This is a genomic window from Streptomyces sp. NPDC049687 (assembly GCF_044465285.1).
Taxonomy (GTDB): domain Bacteria; phylum Actinomycetota; class Actinomycetes; order Streptomycetales; family Streptomycetaceae; genus Streptomyces.
Genome location: NZ_JBITLN010000008.1, coordinates 360,961 through 376,131, shown reverse-complemented (window position 1 = coordinate 376,131; position 15,171 = coordinate 360,961). Strand labels below are relative to the sequence as shown.

The 15,171-nt window shown below is 69.2% G+C and carries 14 protein-coding genes and 4 pseudogenes; 12 read left to right on the top strand and 6 right to left on the bottom strand.

Going from position 1 to position 15,171, the window contains the following annotated elements; genetic code table 11:
* Window positions 1–5: 5 nt before the first annotated feature.
* The 7 genes and pseudogenes from ACIBVL_RS25650 to ACIBVL_RS25620 all read left to right on the top strand — a co-directional run.
* Entirely contained in the window at window positions 6–377 is a 372-nt protein-coding gene (locus ACIBVL_RS25650) for a DUF2255 family protein (protein WP_399100143.1), read from the top strand.
* A 34-nt stretch (window positions 378–411) separates the two neighbouring features.
* The gene (locus ACIBVL_RS25645; protein ID WP_399100141.1) at window positions 412–1,998 is read left to right on the top strand and encodes a Na+/H+ antiporter; all 1,587 of its coding nucleotides are present in this window, start codon (window positions 412–414) and stop codon (window positions 1,996–1,998) included.
* Between the two features lie 23 nt (window positions 1,999–2,021).
* Window positions 2,022–2,957: an NADP-dependent oxidoreductase gene (locus ACIBVL_RS25640; protein ID WP_399100139.1), complete on the top strand. Its 936-nt coding sequence runs from the start codon at window positions 2,022–2,024 to the stop codon at window positions 2,955–2,957.
* A gap of 92 nt (window positions 2,958–3,049) precedes the next feature.
* Window positions 3,050–3,319: pseudogene (locus ACIBVL_RS25635) on the top strand (Rrf2 family transcriptional regulator); the annotation flags it as partial.
* Window positions 3,320–3,403: 84 nt separating this feature from the next.
* Entirely contained in the window at window positions 3,404–3,691 is a 288-nt protein-coding gene (locus ACIBVL_RS25630; RefSeq protein ID WP_138901717.1) for a hypothetical protein, read from the top strand.
* An 81-nt stretch (window positions 3,692–3,772) separates the two neighbouring features.
* Window positions 3,773–4,777, top strand: a complete 1,005-nt coding sequence (locus ACIBVL_RS25625; protein ID WP_399100137.1) for an IS5 family transposase — start codon at window positions 3,773–3,775, stop codon at window positions 4,775–4,777.
* A 39-nt stretch (window positions 4,778–4,816) separates the two neighbouring features.
* Window positions 4,817–5,245: pseudogene (locus ACIBVL_RS25620) on the top strand (transposase); the annotation flags it as partial.
* Between the two features lie 252 nt (window positions 5,246–5,497).
* Here ACIBVL_RS25620 and ACIBVL_RS25615 read toward each other — a convergent pair.
* The gene (locus tag ACIBVL_RS25615) at window positions 5,498–6,430 is read right to left on the bottom strand and encodes a zinc-binding dehydrogenase (protein ID WP_399100135.1); all 933 of its coding nucleotides are present in this window, start codon (window positions 6,428–6,430) and stop codon (window positions 5,498–5,500) included.
* Window positions 6,431–6,521: 91 nt separating this feature from the next.
* Between ACIBVL_RS25615 and ACIBVL_RS25610 the strand changes: the two genes are divergently transcribed.
* Window positions 6,522–7,253, top strand: coding sequence for a TetR/AcrR family transcriptional regulator (locus ACIBVL_RS25610; RefSeq protein WP_399100133.1), 732 nt, complete (start codon window positions 6,522–6,524; stop codon window positions 7,251–7,253).
* A 417-nt stretch (window positions 7,254–7,670) separates the two neighbouring features.
* Here the strand turns inward: ACIBVL_RS25610 and ACIBVL_RS25605 are convergent, their stop codons facing one another.
* Window positions 7,671–8,363, bottom strand: a complete 693-nt coding sequence (locus tag ACIBVL_RS25605; RefSeq protein WP_399100131.1) for a TetR/AcrR family transcriptional regulator — start codon at window positions 8,361–8,363, stop codon at window positions 7,671–7,673.
* 151 nt (window positions 8,364–8,514) lie between these two features.
* Here ACIBVL_RS25605 and ACIBVL_RS25600 point away from each other — a divergent pair, with 151 nt between their 5' ends.
* The 4 genes from ACIBVL_RS25600 to ACIBVL_RS25585 all read left to right on the top strand — a co-directional run bounded on the left by ACIBVL_RS25600 (window position 8,515) and on the right by ACIBVL_RS25585 (window position 12,327).
* Window positions 8,515–9,186, top strand: a complete 672-nt coding sequence (locus ACIBVL_RS25600) for an SDR family NAD(P)-dependent oxidoreductase (RefSeq protein ID WP_399100129.1) — start codon at window positions 8,515–8,517, stop codon at window positions 9,184–9,186.
* 125 nt (window positions 9,187–9,311) lie between these two features.
* Window positions 9,312–10,373: an NAD(P)H-binding protein gene (locus tag ACIBVL_RS25595; RefSeq protein WP_399100127.1), complete on the top strand. Its 1,062-nt coding sequence runs from the start codon at window positions 9,312–9,314 to the stop codon at window positions 10,371–10,373.
* Between the two features lie 388 nt (window positions 10,374–10,761).
* Window positions 10,762–11,688: a VOC family protein gene (locus ACIBVL_RS25590; RefSeq protein WP_399100125.1), complete on the top strand. Its 927-nt coding sequence runs from the start codon at window positions 10,762–10,764 to the stop codon at window positions 11,686–11,688.
* A gap of 366 nt (window positions 11,689–12,054) precedes the next feature.
* Window positions 12,055–12,327, top strand: coding sequence for a hypothetical protein (locus tag ACIBVL_RS25585; protein WP_399100430.1), 273 nt, complete (start codon window positions 12,055–12,057; stop codon window positions 12,325–12,327).
* 17 nt (window positions 12,328–12,344) lie between these two features.
* Here the strand turns inward: ACIBVL_RS25585 and ACIBVL_RS25580 are convergent.
* The 4 genes and pseudogenes from ACIBVL_RS25580 to ACIBVL_RS25565 form a co-directional block, all read right to left on the bottom strand.
* Window positions 12,345–12,413, bottom strand: a pseudogene (locus ACIBVL_RS25580) (hypothetical protein); the annotation flags it as partial.
* Window positions 12,414–12,489: 76 nt separating this feature from the next.
* A pseudogene (locus ACIBVL_RS25575) lies at window positions 12,490–13,072 on the bottom strand (FMN-dependent NADH-azoreductase).
* Between the two features lie 63 nt (window positions 13,073–13,135).
* Window positions 13,136–13,426: a DsbA family protein gene (locus ACIBVL_RS25570; protein WP_399100123.1), complete on the bottom strand. Its 291-nt coding sequence runs from the start codon at window positions 13,424–13,426 to the stop codon at window positions 13,136–13,138.
* Between the two features lie 106 nt (window positions 13,427–13,532).
* Window positions 13,533–15,041: an MFS transporter gene (locus ACIBVL_RS25565; RefSeq protein WP_399100121.1), complete on the bottom strand. Its 1,509-nt coding sequence runs from the start codon at window positions 15,039–15,041 to the stop codon at window positions 13,533–13,535.
* Window positions 15,042–15,171 lie beyond the last annotated feature (130 nt).

Sequence of the window (15,171 nt, the reverse complement as noted above, 5' to 3'; positions counted from 1 at the left end):
CACCCATGACGAGCTGGACGAACGACGAACTGACCCGGATCGAGCACGCCGAGGAACTTCGGATGGCCCCCGCGCGCAGTGACGGTACGCCGCGCACGCCCGTGCCGATCTGGGTCGTCCGCGACGGCGACGACCTCTACGTCCGCTCCTTCCGCGGCAGCGCCGGCGCCTGGTACCGGGCGGCCCGGGCCAGCCACGAGGGCCGTATCCGCTCCGGCGGCGTCGACAAGGACGTCACCCTCGTCGAGGTCACCGACCCCGGCGTCAACGACCGCATCGACACCGCCTACCGCACCAAGTACGGCCGCTACGGCGCGAGTTACGTCGATCCCATGGTGGCCTCGCGGGACACGACCCTGAAGCTCGTACCCCGATGAACAGCGGCTCTTTCCCCCCTCCAGGAGAAGCACCTTGCTCGGTCTCGAACTCGTCGTGGTCCTGGGCGTGGCCGTGCTGGTGGGCAACGCCGTGGGACAGCGCCTGGGCATCGCCCCGCCCGTCGTCCTGCTCGTGACGGGCGTGCTCCTGGGGTTCGTCCCGGCGGTACGGCAGGCACAACTGCCCCCGGAAGTCGTGCTGTTGCTCTTCCTGCCGGTCCTGCTGTACTGGGAGAGCCTGACCACCTCCCTGCGGGAGATCCGCACCAACCTGCGCGGCATCCTGCAGCTGAGCACCGTCCTCGTCATCCTCACCGCATGGGCCGTGGCCGCGGCCGGGCACGCCCTCGGCCTGCCCTGGGGGCCGGCGTGGGTGCTCGGCGCGGCCATGGCGCCCACGGACGCGACGGCGGTCGGCGTCCTCGCCCGCGCCCTGCCGCGCCGCCAGGTCACCATCCTGCGCGCGGAGAGCCTCGTCAACGACGGCACCGCCCTGGTCGTCTACAGTCTCGCCGTCGGCATCACCGTCGGCGAGGAACACCTGAGCGTGCCGCACGTCGGCGGACTGTTCCTGCTCGCCTACGGCGGTGGAGCCGCGGTCGGGGTGGCGGTCGCGTGGGTCAACATGAACCTGCGGCGCCGCCTGACCGATCCCCTGCTGGGCAACCTCGTCATGATCCTGGCACCCTTCACCGCCTACCTGCTCGCCGAACTCATCGAAGCCTCCGGCGTCCTCGCGGTGGTCGTCAGCGGCCTGATCATGTCCCAGGTCGCCCCGCGCATCATCCAGGCCGAACACCGCACGCAGGCACTGGCCTTCTGGCCGCTGGCCACGTTCATCATCAACGGTGCGCTGTTCGTCCTGGTCGGGGTGGAACTCCAGTACGCGGTCCGCGACCTGGGCCGCGCCGACCTCCAGGACGCGCTGATCGCGGTCGGTGTCATCTGCGTGGTGCTCGTCGCCGTACGCTTCGCCTTCCTGTACGCCTCCACCTACCTGGTCCGCGCCCTCGACCGCCGCCCCCAGCAGCGATCGCTCCGTGTCGGTCACCGGACCCGGGTGGTCAGCGGGCTGGCCGGATTCCGGGGCGCGGTCTCACTCGCCATGGTGCTCTCGGTCCCGCAGACCCTCGACTCGGGCGAGCCGTTCCCCGACCGCAGCTTCACCGTCTTCGTCACCTCCGGCGTCATCCTCGTGACGCTGGTGGTGCAGGGACTGCTGCTGCCGGTGGCGGTGCGGTGGGCGAAGCTGCCGCCCGACACATCGGTCGACGAGGAACACGACCTCGCCGAGACAACCGCCATCGAAGAGGCCGTCAAGGCGATGCCCCAGCTCGCCGCCGACCTGAAGAGCGATCCGAAGATCACCGAGTGGCTTCGGCAGGAGTACGAGGCCCACCTGGCATCCGCCCGGGCCAGGAGCGCGGGCGCCCACGACGACCCCGCCGTGCTCCAGCACCAGGACTACCTCGCGCTGCGCCTGGCCCTCATCGCCAACAAACGCACCACCGTCGTCCAACTCCGCGACGAGCGCCGGATCGACGACACCGTACTGCGCCGCCTCCAGGCCGCCCTCGACAGCGAAGAGGTCCGCCTGTCCGGAGGCGCGGCGGTCGAATGACCCACCCCTGAGGAGGACTTTCCATGAAGGCGATAGGACTGACTGCGTTCGGCGGGCCCGAGGTACTGCGGGTCCTGGACCTTCCGGTCCCCGAGGCCGGGCCGGGCGAGATACGGATCCGGGTGCACGCGGCGACGGTCAACCCCGTCGACACGCTGGTGCGCCGCGGAATCGCCTTCGTCTCCGACGCCGCGCCGCCCTACGTTCCAGGTATGGACGCGGCGGGCGTGGTCGAGCAGATCGGCGCGGGAGTCGACACCGATCTCGCCGTCGGCGACCACGTCATGGCCGTCGTGGTCGTCTCCGGAACGCACGGAGCGTACGCCGAGCACGTGGTCGTGCCCGCTGAGTCGGTGGTCCGCGTCCCGGCGGGCACGACCGACATCGAGGCCGCCACGCTCCCGATGAACGGGCTGACGGCCCGCATGGCACTGGACCTGCTGGAACTTCCCGCGGGCGCCACGGTGGCGGTCACCGGAGCGGCCGGAGCGGTCGGCGGCTACGCCGTCCAAATGGCCAAGGCGGACGGCCTCCGGGTGATCGTCGACGCGGCGCCGAAGGACGAGCAGCTGATGAAGGAACTCGGCGCGGACGTCGTGCTTCCGCGCGGCGCCGAGTTCCCGAACCTGGCGCGCGAGGAAGTACCCGAGGGCGTCGATGGATTCGTCGACACCGCGGGTATCGCCGCTCAGGCCGTCCGCGCCGTGCGCGATGGCGGCCGGATGGCCTCGTCGGTCGGCGGTGTCCAGGTGCCCGCCGAGCGCGGCATCGAGACCCGGAACACCTTTGTGCCGCAGTACGCACGCGAGCACGCCAAGCTCGACCGCCTGCGCGAACTGGCGGAGAAGGGCAGCCTCACCCCTCGGGTCGCGCGGACCCTGCCTGGCGAGCAGGCCCCCGAAGCGCACCGACTGCTGGAGGCAGGCGGCCTCCGAGGGCGAGTGGTGCTCACGTTCTGAGCATCGAATCGGGGACGGCAGCGGACTACGCTCACGTCGGCAGCCGAGGTCACCTGAGGACGAAGTAGGAGCCTCGGGCCAAGTCCGGCGGGTGGAACCTGGCCCGGGCCGCCGACTCGATCACCCTGCTGGACGTCTACCAGGCGATCCCCGACGAACCCGTCTTCGGACTGCACTCCTCGGAACCGAACCCGGAGTGCTGCGTCGGCTGCAACATCCAGCCCGTCCTCACCCACGTCTACGACCGTGCGACCGAAGCTCTGCGCAAGTCCCTGGCACAGACCTCCGTCGCCGACGTACTGCGCGACACGCTCGCGCTGTTTCCCTCCGATGCCATCCCGCGCGTGGCTCTTCGGAACTAGGGCGCGTATCAAGTCATGATCAAACTACTTGCTGCGTGGGCCGGTGGCGGCCGCCTGCGGCGACTCGCGTGAGATCATCCGTCCATGAGCAGCGACCTGGAAGTAAGCGCTCTGGCGATCAATGTCGTGATACCGCAGGCGCTCCGATGGACGGACACCCGGCGCGGTGAAGCGTTCACGCTGACCACACTCAACGTCCGGCTTCTCCCGGACGGTCACCTGGCCGTGAAGGCCTATGGCAGACCAGTCGGTGGTGGTCGGGGCGCATACGTCTCGTTCCCTGTACCCGACAAACCCGAGCTGGCGGCCCTGGTCTCCGATGCTGCCAGCCGTGCCGGGGCGTTGTGGGCCGCCCATCGTGGTCTCGGCTGAGCCCAGTTCGACTCGACAGCGGACGGTGGCGATCCCAGATTTCGCCCTCACGGCGAGACCTGGGCCGGTAGACCTTCTTGCGTGACGCGAGTGCAACTGAAGGATGCAGAGTGGGAGTTCATCGGGCCGTACCTGCCGATCGGCGAGTACGGCCCGTATCCCGAGCGGCTGCGGCAGCAGTTCGAGGGCATGATCTGGCGGTTCAAGACGGGCGGGCAGTGGCGGGAGATGCCGACGGAGTTCGGCGCCTGGTCGACCGTCCACAACCGCTTTGGGCAGTGGCGTGACGCCGGGGTCTTCGAGGCTCTGCTGGAGGGCCTGATCACGGAAGCCGCGAAACGCGGTGAGGTGGACCTGTCCCTGGTCAGCGTCGACTCCACCACCGCCCGGGCCCACCACGACGCGGCCGGGATGCACCTCAACGAGGACGTCGTCACCGCCCTGGAGAAAGCCGCCGCCGAGGAGGAGAAGGCCAGGTCAAAAGGGGGCAGCCTCGAAGCACAAAGCGGGCAGGAGGCCGAAAGCGATCCCGTACGGGAAGAACGAAGACGCGTCCGGCGTCGGCGGAAATTCCGGCTGAAGTCGGCCCTCCTCGGACGCTCCAGGGGCGGACAGACCAGCAAGGTCCACCTCGCCGCCGACCGCAAATGCCGCCCGCTGGCGTTCATCCTGACCGCGGGCCAGGCAGCGGACAGCCCGCAATTCATCCCCGTCCTGAAGAAGGCGCGGGTACGCGGGCCCGTCGGCCGCCCCCACACACGGCCGGACGCGGTCGCCGGGGACAAGGCCTACTCGTCCCGCGGCAACCGCACCTACCTGCGCAGACGCCGTATCAAGGCGGTCATCCCGGAGAAGAGGGACCAGGCCGCCAACCGGAAGAAGAAGGGCTCCAGAGGCAGCCGGCCCGTCAGCCACGACGCCGACCTCTACAAGGAGAGGAACACCGTCGAACGCCTGATCAACAAGCTCAAGGCCTGGCGAGGCATCACCACCCGATACGACAAGACCCCCGACAGCTACCTCGCCGACCTCCACCTGCGCGCCTCGATGATCTGGATCAAAGACCTCACCCGGACCACCCGGTGATCACGACTCGATACACGCCCTAATCCCCGCACTGTCGCGGTGGTCCTGCACTCCCAGTCCGTCAAGGGGGCCGAGACGGTGGGCCACGACACCCGCGGCTTCGACGGCGGCAAGCTGATCAACGGGCGGAAACGACACCTGGCCGTCGACATGCTCGGCATGGCTCTGTCCGGCATGGTCACCAAGGCCTCGCCGCCCGACAGTATCCCCGCCCGCGACCAGTTGGTCCGCCTGCGCCTGACCCATCCCGAACTCGCCGTCGCCTGGGCAGACTCCGCCTACGGCGGAACCCTCGTCGACTGGTCCCACAACTTCCTCGGCATCACCCTCAAGACGGTGCCCCGCCGCAAAGACCAGGACGGCTTCGCCGTCCTCGCCAAGCGGTGGCGAGTCGAGCGGGCCATTTCGTGGATCATGAGAGTCAGGAGAAACGTCCGCGACTACGAGCGGCTCATCTCCCACAGCGAAGCACACATCACCTGGACCTTCATCACCCTCATGGTCCGCCGCCTCACCCGCCCTCCCCGACCACCGCGCACCTCACCACACCCCGTCGAACAGGCGAAAGCGGTCGGCAAGCCCAAGCCCATCCGCATCCTGGGGCAGTGCCGAGCCGCTTGGCCCTCACCACCTTGCGCTGATCCCGGACGGGAAAACCATCACATATGGGAGGGGCTCGCGAGAGACTCCATTACCTCGTCGACCGGGAGCCATCGTCGTTTATGGCGTGATGTCCAGGACGGCTTTGCCGTGGAGGCTGCGGCTCAGGACGGCGGCGATGGCTTCGTCGGCCTGGTTCCAGGTGCCGCGCCAGGATATGTGCGGGGTGAGGTCCTTTGCTGCGAGGCGGTCCGCGAGCCAGGTCAGGTCCGGGCCGGGCAGGGGGCCGTCCTGGAGGTGGAAGGTGACGATGGAGCGTCCGTGGCGTCCGTCGTTGCCCAGGAACGCGCCGGGCGGGAACTGTACGGGCTGCAGCGTGACATCGCCGACGGCGACCAGCGTGCCGTGCGGTGCCAGTTTGCCGAACGCCTGCACCAGTTGAGGGCCTCCGACGCAGTCCACGACGGCGTCCACGGGGGTGCCGGTGCGCTCCGGGCCCGGGATCACCTCATCGGCGCCCAGTGCGCGCAGGCGGTCGCCGTGTGTGTCGGGGTCGCCGGTGGAGGCGATGACGTGTGCGCCGCCTAGGTGTGCGAGCTGCACTGCGTACTGTCCGACGCCACCGGTGGAGCCGGTGATGAGGATGCGTTTGCCGAGCGGGGAGCCTATCCGGCGCAGTGCGCGCAGGGCGCTGGTTCCCGTGACCGGCAGGGTGCTGAGTGCTCCGGGGTCGGTGTCGGCGGGTGCGACGCCGAGCAGGCCGGTGTCCACTGCTCTGAACTCGGCCCAGCCTCCGCTGTCGCCCAGGGTGAGCACCGGGGTTCCGGCGGCCGGCCCGGAGCCGTCGGCGGCCGCATGTTCGACCACTCCGGTGGCGTCCCAGCCCAGGACGGTGCCGTCCGGTGCCTGGGAGAGGGCGTGGGTGACCTCTCCGAAGTTGAGCGAGGCCGCGGTTACCCGGATCAGGGCCTGGTGGGGAGCCGGATCGGGGGCGGCGGTCTCGCCTAGGCGGAGACCTGAGGCAGCGGAGTGGTCGACGAGCAGGGCACGCATGTGGTTCACCTTTCCAGGAGTGACCCCACAGTTATGCCACTCAGTGGCACAAGCTTGCAAGTGGCGTTTGCTTCGGGGGTACACTCGATGCGTGACCGCCAGCCCCTCCACCCCGCCCGCCACCGGCCACCGACGGGACAGGCCCCTGAAACGGGCTCCCGCCGGCACATCGCTGAGGGAACGCAAGAAGCGCCGCACTCGTCAGACGCTGATCGACACAGCCCTCGAACTCTTCACCCAGCGCGGATTCGGCAGCGTCACCCTGGACGAGCTCTGCGACCACGTGGAGGTGTCCAAACGCACTTTCTTCCGGAACTTCACCAGTAAGGAAGACGTGGCGATGGCACCCCTCCAGGACTTCTGGACGGCCTTTCTGGAGGAACTACAGACCATCCGACCCGACGGCGGTCCGCTGCTGGAGCTGGCACGGGACGCCCTCCTCTCCGCCGTGGACCGCGTGGCAGACGAGGAATGGGCACACCGGACCCTGCTCAGCCTCCGGCTGGCGGAGCAGACCCCGTCCATGCACGCGCACGGCCTGCACTTCTGTGAACGCACCACCCAGGCGGCGCTGGAGATCCTGCGTGGCAGATTCGAGCTCGAGGACCGCGGCGACCCTCGCCCCCGCCTGGCCGCAGACATACTGATCGTGGCATTTCGCTACGGCCTCACCATCTGGGCAGACCAAGCCACACACACCAGCGAACCGACCTCAACCCCGCAACCGGCCAAACAGGAACTCGCCATTCGCTTCCGTGAAGCCGTCGCCGCACTCCCCGGCAGCCTCACACTGACCGCCGCTCCGCGCCACACCCACCGCTGACCGGTACAGCCAAAACTGCCGGCATCGGCACACTCCCAGCCGACCCGTCCACCCCGGTCCACGGCCTGGACAATCGCGTGACCACTGCGGCGAAGCCAGCACGGCTGACATCCCCGGCCGCAGGCCGGCGAACGGGACCTGTTCGCGGAACTGTCGCGCTTTCGGACGGCCTTTTACGGGTGTCTGTCCGCGCGGGCGGATGCGTCCTTCGAGCTGACCGACGCGCTGCTGTGCGCAAACGGGCCGGTGCGGACGCCGGTGCAGATGTCGCAGTCCACACCAGGCCAGAAGGCCCTCACCCATTTCAAGATCCCTCAGCCGAGACCTGCGTCACCAACCTCCGTGGACAGAACACCTAGGCCTGGTCGCCGAGAAAGGGCTCCCCGCGGCGCCTTGAGGCAACGCGCGTCCCGACGGTCAGGCGCCGCAGGCCCCGTTTCCGCCGAGGCTGGTCATGGCGCGGTGCAGCTGCTCCTCAGTGAGCGGCGGCGCCGGCAGCGGGTGGGCGCGGTCGGTTCGAAAGCCGTCGAGCAGAAGGTAAAGGTGGCGGCGCCAGGCGTCCGGGGCGATGGCGTGGGTGGCCTCGGTGACGCGGCTGTGCGACCAGATGACGAAGGCAAGGTCCTCGGGGGTGAGGTCGGGGCGCAGGCTGCCCTGTTCCTGCGCACGCTCGACGATGTGTACGGCGAGTTCGCGGATGCGGGTCTGGGTGCCCGCCAGGCAGGCGCTCTGCGGCAACCGTATGGAGGCCAGGTCGTTGAACCCGCGGTCCTGTGACTGGAGTTCGCACATGGTTTCCAGGAAGTGGCACAGCCCCGCCCAGGCGTCATCCATGGTGACGGCCTTCTCGGCGGCCTCCCGCCAGACAGCCAGCTTCTCGGCGAAGGTCGCCTGCACCAGGTCCAGCCGGGTGGGGAAGTGCCGGTACAGCGTGCCGATGGCCACCCCGGCCCGCTTGGCCACCTGCTCCAGGGGTGCCTCCATGCCCTGCTCGGCGAAGCAGGAGCGGGCCGCGGTGAGCAGGGCCTCGCGATTGCGCTGCGCGTCGCGCCGCAGGGGGCGGACAGGGGCGGGGTTCCCGGCGGAGGCGGACGGAGAGTCGATGGCCATGTCGCTCAGACTACCAACCGGAGGGATGCCTCAGGTTCTCTGCTACGATCCAAAACATGAGGGCGCCCTCGACTTTCAGTCCTGACCGCTGTCTCGGCGGGCGGTGCCCTCATGCGTCCAGCCCGTCCGACCAGAGGAGCACCCCCCACCCATGCCCGTCATCGCCATCATCGGGGCAGGCCCCGGCCTGGGCCTGGCCATCGCCCGCCGCTTCGCAAAGGAGGGTTTCCAGGTCGCCCTGGTCTCCCGGACCCAGGACAAGGTCGACGCGCTCGCCGCGCAGCTCACCGAGGAGGGCGTCGAGGCCGCGGGCTTCACCGCGGACGTGACGCGTCCCGACTCGGTGCAGTCTGCGCTCGCCGCGGTCGCCGACCGGTTCGGGGCCGTCGACGTACTGGAGTACTCGCCCGCCGACCCCGCTTATGCCGGCGCCGCCGCCGTCGACGCCACCGCGGAGGATCTCCAGAAGCAGCTCGACTACTACCTGTACGGAGCGGTTGCCGCGGTCCGTCAGGTGCTGCCCGCCATGCTCGAACGCGGCAGTGGCACCCTGCTGTTCTCCACGGGCGCCTCCTCGGTCCGGCCAATCGGCGGCGCGTTCGGCAGCATCGGCGTCGCGTCGGCGGCCCTGCGCAACTACGCCATGGCCCTGGGCGTCGACCTCGCCGAGCGCGGGGTGCACGCCGCGCACGTGGCCATTGGGGTATTCATCGGCAGCGGTCCTGGCACCGAGCCCGAGACCATCGCCGAGCACTACTGGGACGCATACACCAAGCGCGACCAGGCCGAGATCGTCCACACCGTCCCCGGCGGCAACTGGTGAGCACCTCCGGCACGCCGGCGGCGGAACGACCAGGCCACCCTTGGTGAAGATCTTCCGAGCCGCCAACAAGATCGTACGGCCCGCTGCACGCCTCCCGCTTCCACAAGCCGCTGAGCGGGCGCCTGATGCTGCTCACGTACAAGGGGCACAGGACGGGCCGCCCATTCACGGTCCCGATCGGCTACTTCGACTGGGATTCCGGCACGGTGCTCGCCATGTCCTCCCAGCTCGGCTGGATCCCCAGCATGCGCCAAGGGTCCGCCGTCCGGCTGCGCATCCGGGGCCAGGACCACGCCGCCGTCCCGACGGTCGCCGAGAACCCTGAGGAAGTCGCCGCCCTGCTGGGTGAGTTCGGCCGGGCGCAAAGGGCCCAAGGCCGCCAAGGGGCTGATGCTCGGCCTCCCAGGCGAACCACCCACCGACGACGGCAGTGTCGTCGGTGGGCGGGCCGCCTGACCGGCCCCGACCGTCTCCCGACCGGCCCGAACAATCCCGAAAGGCAGTCGCTCACCATGGCCAACCTGCTCATCCTCGGCGGCACCGGCCGCACCGGCATCCACGTCCTCAACGAGGCCGCACAGCGCGGCCACCGCGTCCGGGCCCTCGTACGCAACCCCGACACCGTCCAGGCCCCGGCGGGCGTCGAACTGATCCAGGGCACACCCGCCAGCATCGACGACCTCCGCAAGGCCGCCCGGGGCACCCAGGCGGTGATCAGCACGCTCAACAACTCCCGTGCCTCCGACAACCCCTGGGCCAAACCCGTCAGCCCGCCCATGTTCATGACCGACGCCACCCGCAACACCCTCACCGTGATGGGCGAGCAGAACATCCGCCGGATCGTCGTGACCTCCGCGCAGGGCGCCGGAGACGACTGGACCCGGATCAACCCGGTGATCAAGGCCCTGACGAAGGCCCTGATCAAGGTCTCCAACCTCAAGGCCTCTTACGACGACCACGCCGGCGTCGACCAGCTCCTTCGCGCCTCCGACGTCGACTGGACCCTGGCCCGGGCAGTCGCCCTCACCGACAAGCCGATAAGCGGCCCCACGCGCGCAGCCGAGGCCGGTTCCGAGAAGCCGGGGGCGCAGATCAACCGCGCCGATCTCGCTCGCTTCCTCCTCGACACGCTTGAGGAGGACACCTGGATCCGCAAGACGCCCCTCGTCTGGAACGCGCGCGGCTGACTACGCGCCCCCTCCATGCGGAGCTCGCCAACCCACGCATTTCGCAAGAACCTTCAACGCGGGCCGCGTGTCGGCCGATCCGAACGTCGACGAAGGACCCCTGGCCCAACGCCGACTGATCCTGGCGGTCCTGGTCGCCTGGGGCTCCTTCGGCTTCTACAGCCTCGGCCCTTGCCAGGGCTGAACTCCCCCGGGCGCGCCCGCCCTCCGTTACCGCGCCCTCGCACCGTGGGCACGACCACGCTCCTCGCGTCCGACCACGCCGTGATCATCACGGACACGGAGTCCGTGGCGGACGGCGGCCGGACAGCCGTCAGAGGACAACAGCCGGGTCCAATTTCTGACCCAGCTCCCACCGAATCCCCCTTCCCGGCCAAGGAGACATGACATGAAGATCCGCGCACTGGGTTACTTAGGATTCGAATCACCGCGCTACGAAGAGTGGTTGACCTTCGGCCCTGAAATATTCGGCCTGCAGATCGGCGACCGCGACCCCGACGGCACCATCCACCTGCGCATGGACGACCGGCACCGCCGCCTCTCCGTCCACCCCGGTGAAGAGGACCGCCTCGCCTACATCGGCTGGGAGCTGGCGAGCAGGGCCGCCTTCAGCGAGGCCGTCGCCGAACTGAGCCACAAGGGATACACCCCGCACCTGGGCACCGCCGAGGAATGCAGGCAGCGGGAGGTACTGGGACTGGCCCGCTTCCAGGACCCGTACGGCTTCACCCACGAGGTCTATTACGGTCCTACCTCCACCGTTGGCTCGTTCCTGCCGGGCAAGCCCATGGCCGGCTCCTTCGTCGGCGGGGTGGGCGGAGTCGGGCACGTGGTGCTCGCCGTCCCGGAGATCACACCCGAGCTGGAGAAGTTCGTCACCGACGTGCTGGGCATGGAGCTGTTCGTCACCGCGCCCGACGGAAGGTTCTCCGGAGGGCAGTTCTACCGCTGCAACCCGCGCACCCACTGCCTGGCCCTGATCGCCGTGCCCGGCCATAAGGGCGTCCACCACCTGGAGATCGAGTCCACCCACATGGACGACGTCGGCCGCGCCTGGGACCTGGTGCAAGAACGCGAACTGCCCATCACCGTCACGCTCGGACGGCACATGTCCGACACCCTCATCTCCTTCTACATGCGCACCCCTACCGGCTTCGACATCGAATTCGGAGCCGGCAGCCAACTACTCGACGACACCTTCGTACAGACCACCCCCTCCGCCCTCGAGACATGGGGCCACAAGTTCGTCGGCGACGGCTGGCCCCCCACCGTCCGCCCCCTCACTCCTGAGCAGCACCCCACCGGCAAGGAGTAACTCCTCATAACGCCACCGTCTCCGGCGCGACCGGCTGCAACGCCTGATCAACTTCACCACGGTCACGGGTGAACTGTTCGACACACCGCCGTTCGCCAGGCGGTGACCGGCGCGGACGCCGTCATCAGCGCGGCGTGGTGGACGATCTGCAGAAGGCGTTCGGGGATGTGGCGCTCCGGCACGGCATCACGGCTGAGGAACTGGGCTTGGCCATCGCCTGGGTGACGAAGCTGGTCGAGTCGGGGGATTTCATGCTGACGGCGACCATGCTCATCGCCACTCGCCCGCTGGAGGCCACGTACGGCCGGGCCTACGCAAACCCGGAGAAGGACGGCGCCTCCACGTGGATGACGACCGGGCCTGCCTATGTGCCGGGGGCCCCTGATCGTCTCCGGCGTCGTACGGTCGACCTCGGGCCAGCCGCTGCCCGGCGCGGTGATCGATGTGTGGCAGACCACTGCCGACCGCTGGTACGCGGGTTTGGCTCCCGAGCAGGCCGGACCCTTGGAGGGCCTCGACGTCGTCGACTTCGACCTGCCGAGGTACCACCTGCGGGGCAAGATCGTCGCGTATGCCGAGGGCCGCTTAGGCCAGCACGTCATCGGGGGCGTGGGCAGTTTCGAGGGGGTGCGGGCGTAGGCGGTGACCTCGTGGTCCTCGGCCAGGGCCTGGTTGATCAGGAGCAGACCGGTGCGGCCGGTTCCGCCGAAGGCGGTGACGCGCATGAGGTTCATTCCTTCACAGCGTGGAGAGGTTGGTTCGGAGGATCGGTGGTGTTGACCGCGTGACGTGCGGGGCGGATCAGGCGGACTGCTGGGCGATGTCCTTGGCCAGTCGGCCGGCCTGGTCGTGTGCCGTGGCCAGGGATGCCTCGTGCACCGGGATGAGGGCGGCCATCGCGGGGACGGCGGGGGCCACGGTCAGCTCGGGGGTCACCGAGGTCACGTCGAGTCCGAGTGTGTGGGACCAGCCCAGGATGGTCTCCAGCGTGGGGACGAGGTGGTCCCTGCCCTCGTTGGGGGCGCCGTTGGCGAAGTCGAGCGTGCGGCCGTCGACCATGATCTGGTCCAGCCACGCCTTGAACACCGACGGCATCGAGAGGTTGTACATCGGCACGGTGAACAGGTAGGCGCCGGCGCCCAGGAACTCGTCGATGAGTTCGTCCTGGAGCTTGGCTGCCTCGGCCTGTTCCGGGGTGTGCTGAGCGAGGTCGGTGATCCGGGCGGAGATGCCCGCCGCGGAGAGGTGGGGTACGGGTGAGACGGCGAGGTCGCGGTGGACGACCGGGCCCTGCCATTCGGCGCGGAAGGACTGGGCGACCTTTGCGGGCGACGGATGCCTCGCTGAGCGAGGAGGCGTCAATGTGCAGCAGCAGGTACGACATGAGGGCCTTTGAAGGATGAGCCGAGGCCGGTGGGGCGGTGAGAAGGGTGAGAGGGCGGCAGGGTCAGGTGCGCTCGGGGACGGCGCAGCCGTCGGGGCCGCACACCAGGGCGTCGCCGGCGGCGGGGGTGACCGGGTGGGTGTCGGTCCAGGCCGTGCGCAGCAGGTCGAGCAGGGTGTCGCTGTCCTGTGCGCCGGGGACGCCGTAGCGGCCGTCGATGACGATGAACGGGGCGCCGCGCGCGCCCAGGCGCTGGGCCTGGCGGGCGTCGTCCTGCACCTGCTGCCGGTAGCGGCGCCGTGGGAGCTGCGACGATCGGGCCGTGCGCAGCCATTCCCGCAGACCAGATGGCATTTATCCGGCGGATCGTGACCGGCCCGCCAACGTGGTCTTCGTCGCGCTGATGGCTCCGCGAGGTGAACATCAGGGACCCGCCAAGGGCGACGGGAATTTCGGTGACTCACATGTGCACGACGGAGGTCGCGTCGGGGTCGGTGGCCGGTACGCCGCGCCGGTAGAGGACGGCGGTGATGATCAGACCGGCCGTGAAGAAGGCGGCCGACCACCAGTACGCGGTTGAGTAGGCCTCCAGGCTGGACTGAGCGAGGACGGCGGGGTCCTTGGGGTTCTTGTCGGCCAGGTAGTCGGTGGCGGCGCTGGTGGCGAGGGTGTTGAGCAGCGCGGTGCCCAGGGAGCCGCCGACCTGTTGCATGGTGTTGACTGCGGCGGAGGCGGCGCCGGCGTCCTCGGCGCGCACGCCGGCGGTTGCCAGGGCCAGTCCCGGGGCGATGACGAGGCCGAGGCCGAGTCCCGCTACGAGCAGCGGAAGCATGATGTCCGTCGGGTAGCTGCTGTGGAGGTCGAGGGCGGTCAGCCAGACCATGCCGGCGATGGCGGTGCCCATGCCCAGCGGCACGGTTGTCTTGGGGCCGATGCGGGGGATCAGCACCGTGGAGGCGAGCGAGGCGGCGACCCCGAGTCCGATGACCATGGGCAGGAAGGCCAGTCCGGTTTTGATGGGGGTGTAGCCGAGGCTCTGCTGCAGGTAGTAGGTGAGGAAGAGGAAGACTCCGTAGATGCCGACGGAGGTGATCAGGATGGTGAGGAAGGAGGCGCCGCGGTTTCGGTCGAGCAGGACCCGCAGGGGCAACAGGGGATAGGTGGAGCGGGTCTGCCACCAGGCGAACACGCCGAGCAGAACGACACCGCCGGCCAGAAAGCCCCAGGTGGGCGTGGAGTTCCAGCCGTGGGTCTCGGCGTTGGAGAAGCCATAGACCAGGGCGAACAGGCCAGCGCTGACGAGTACGACGCCGGGGATGTCGAGGGTGGCGGTCTTGTCGCGGGTGGTGCGCTGCAGCAGAAGGACACCACCGACGAAGGCGATGGCGGCGAATGCGAGGTTGACGTAGAGGGTCCAGCGCCAGTCGAGGTATTCGGTCAGCACGCCGCCGAGCAGCAGGCCGACGGCGCCGCCGGCACCGGCGATAGCGCCGAAGACGCCGAAGGCCTTGGCTCGTTCCTTGGCATTGGTGAAGGTCGTGGTCAGCAGGGACAGCGCCGCCGGGGCGAGCAGGGCGCCGAACAGGCCCTGCCCGGCACGCGCGACGACGAGCATCTCGAAGCTGGTCGAGGCGCCTCCCAAGGCGGAGGTGCCGCCGAAGCCGACCAGCCCGGCCAGGAAGGTCGCCTTGCGGCCAAAGAGATCAGCGATGCGGCCACCGAGCAGGAGCAGGCTGCCGAAGGCGAGCGCATAGGCGGTGACGACCCACTGCCGGTCGCCGTCGGAGAAGCCCAGGTCCTTCTGCGCGGAGGGGAGGGCGATGTTCACGATGGTCGCGTCGAGGACCACCATCAGCTGGGCTACGGAGATGACGCTGAGGATCCACCAACGATGGCGATGTGATGAGTCTGCGGGCGGGTGGGTGGAAACAGTGGTCGTTCCAAGCGTGTCGCCGGAGGGTTGGGACATGAAGAAACTCCAGGTGAAGTGGTGTTGGTGAGGGAAAATCCGGTGTCGAGGACGCGGGACGGCTGCGTCGGCGCAGCTCGCCATGTGGTCCGGTCGGCGTGGGAGCCGGGAAGCCGGTCGGTTCGCCACG

Bases quoted from the DNA above. Each gene is read 5' to 3' on its own strand.
- ACIBVL_RS25595 (WP_399100127.1), top strand. From the start codon at position 9,312: ATGCTGCTCACGTACAAGGGGCACAGGACGGGCCGCCCATTCACGGTC.
- ACIBVL_RS25630 (WP_138901717.1), top strand. From the start codon at position 3,404: ATGAGCAGCGACCTGGAAGTAAGCGCTCTGGCGATCAATGTCGTGATA.
- ACIBVL_RS25565 (WP_399100121.1), bottom strand. From the start codon at position 15,041: ATGTCCCAACCCTCCGGCGACACGCTTGGAACGACCACTGTTTCCACC.
- ACIBVL_RS25640 (WP_399100139.1), top strand. From the start codon at position 2,022: ATGAAGGCGATAGGACTGACTGCGTTCGGCGGGCCCGAGGTACTGCGG.
- ACIBVL_RS25615 (WP_399100135.1), bottom strand. From the start codon at position 6,430: ATGCGTGCCCTGCTCGTCGACCACTCCGCTGCCTCAGGTCTCCGCCTA.
- ACIBVL_RS25650 (WP_399100143.1), top strand. From the start codon at position 6: ATGACGAGCTGGACGAACGACGAACTGACCCGGATCGAGCACGCCGAG.
- ACIBVL_RS25585 (WP_399100430.1), top strand. From the start codon at position 12,055: ATGTGCCGGGGGCCCCTGATCGTCTCCGGCGTCGTACGGTCGACCTCG.
- ACIBVL_RS25600 (WP_399100129.1), top strand. From the start codon at position 8,515: ATGCCCGTCATCGCCATCATCGGGGCAGGCCCCGGCCTGGGCCTGGCC.
- ACIBVL_RS25590 (WP_399100125.1), top strand. From the start codon at position 10,762: ATGAAGATCCGCGCACTGGGTTACTTAGGATTCGAATCACCGCGCTAC.
- ACIBVL_RS25570 (WP_399100123.1), bottom strand. From the start codon at position 13,426: ATGCCATCTGGTCTGCGGGAATGGCTGCGCACGGCCCGATCGTCGCAG.
- ACIBVL_RS25605 (WP_399100131.1), bottom strand. From the start codon at position 8,363: ATGGCCATCGACTCTCCGTCCGCCTCCGCCGGGAACCCCGCCCCTGTC.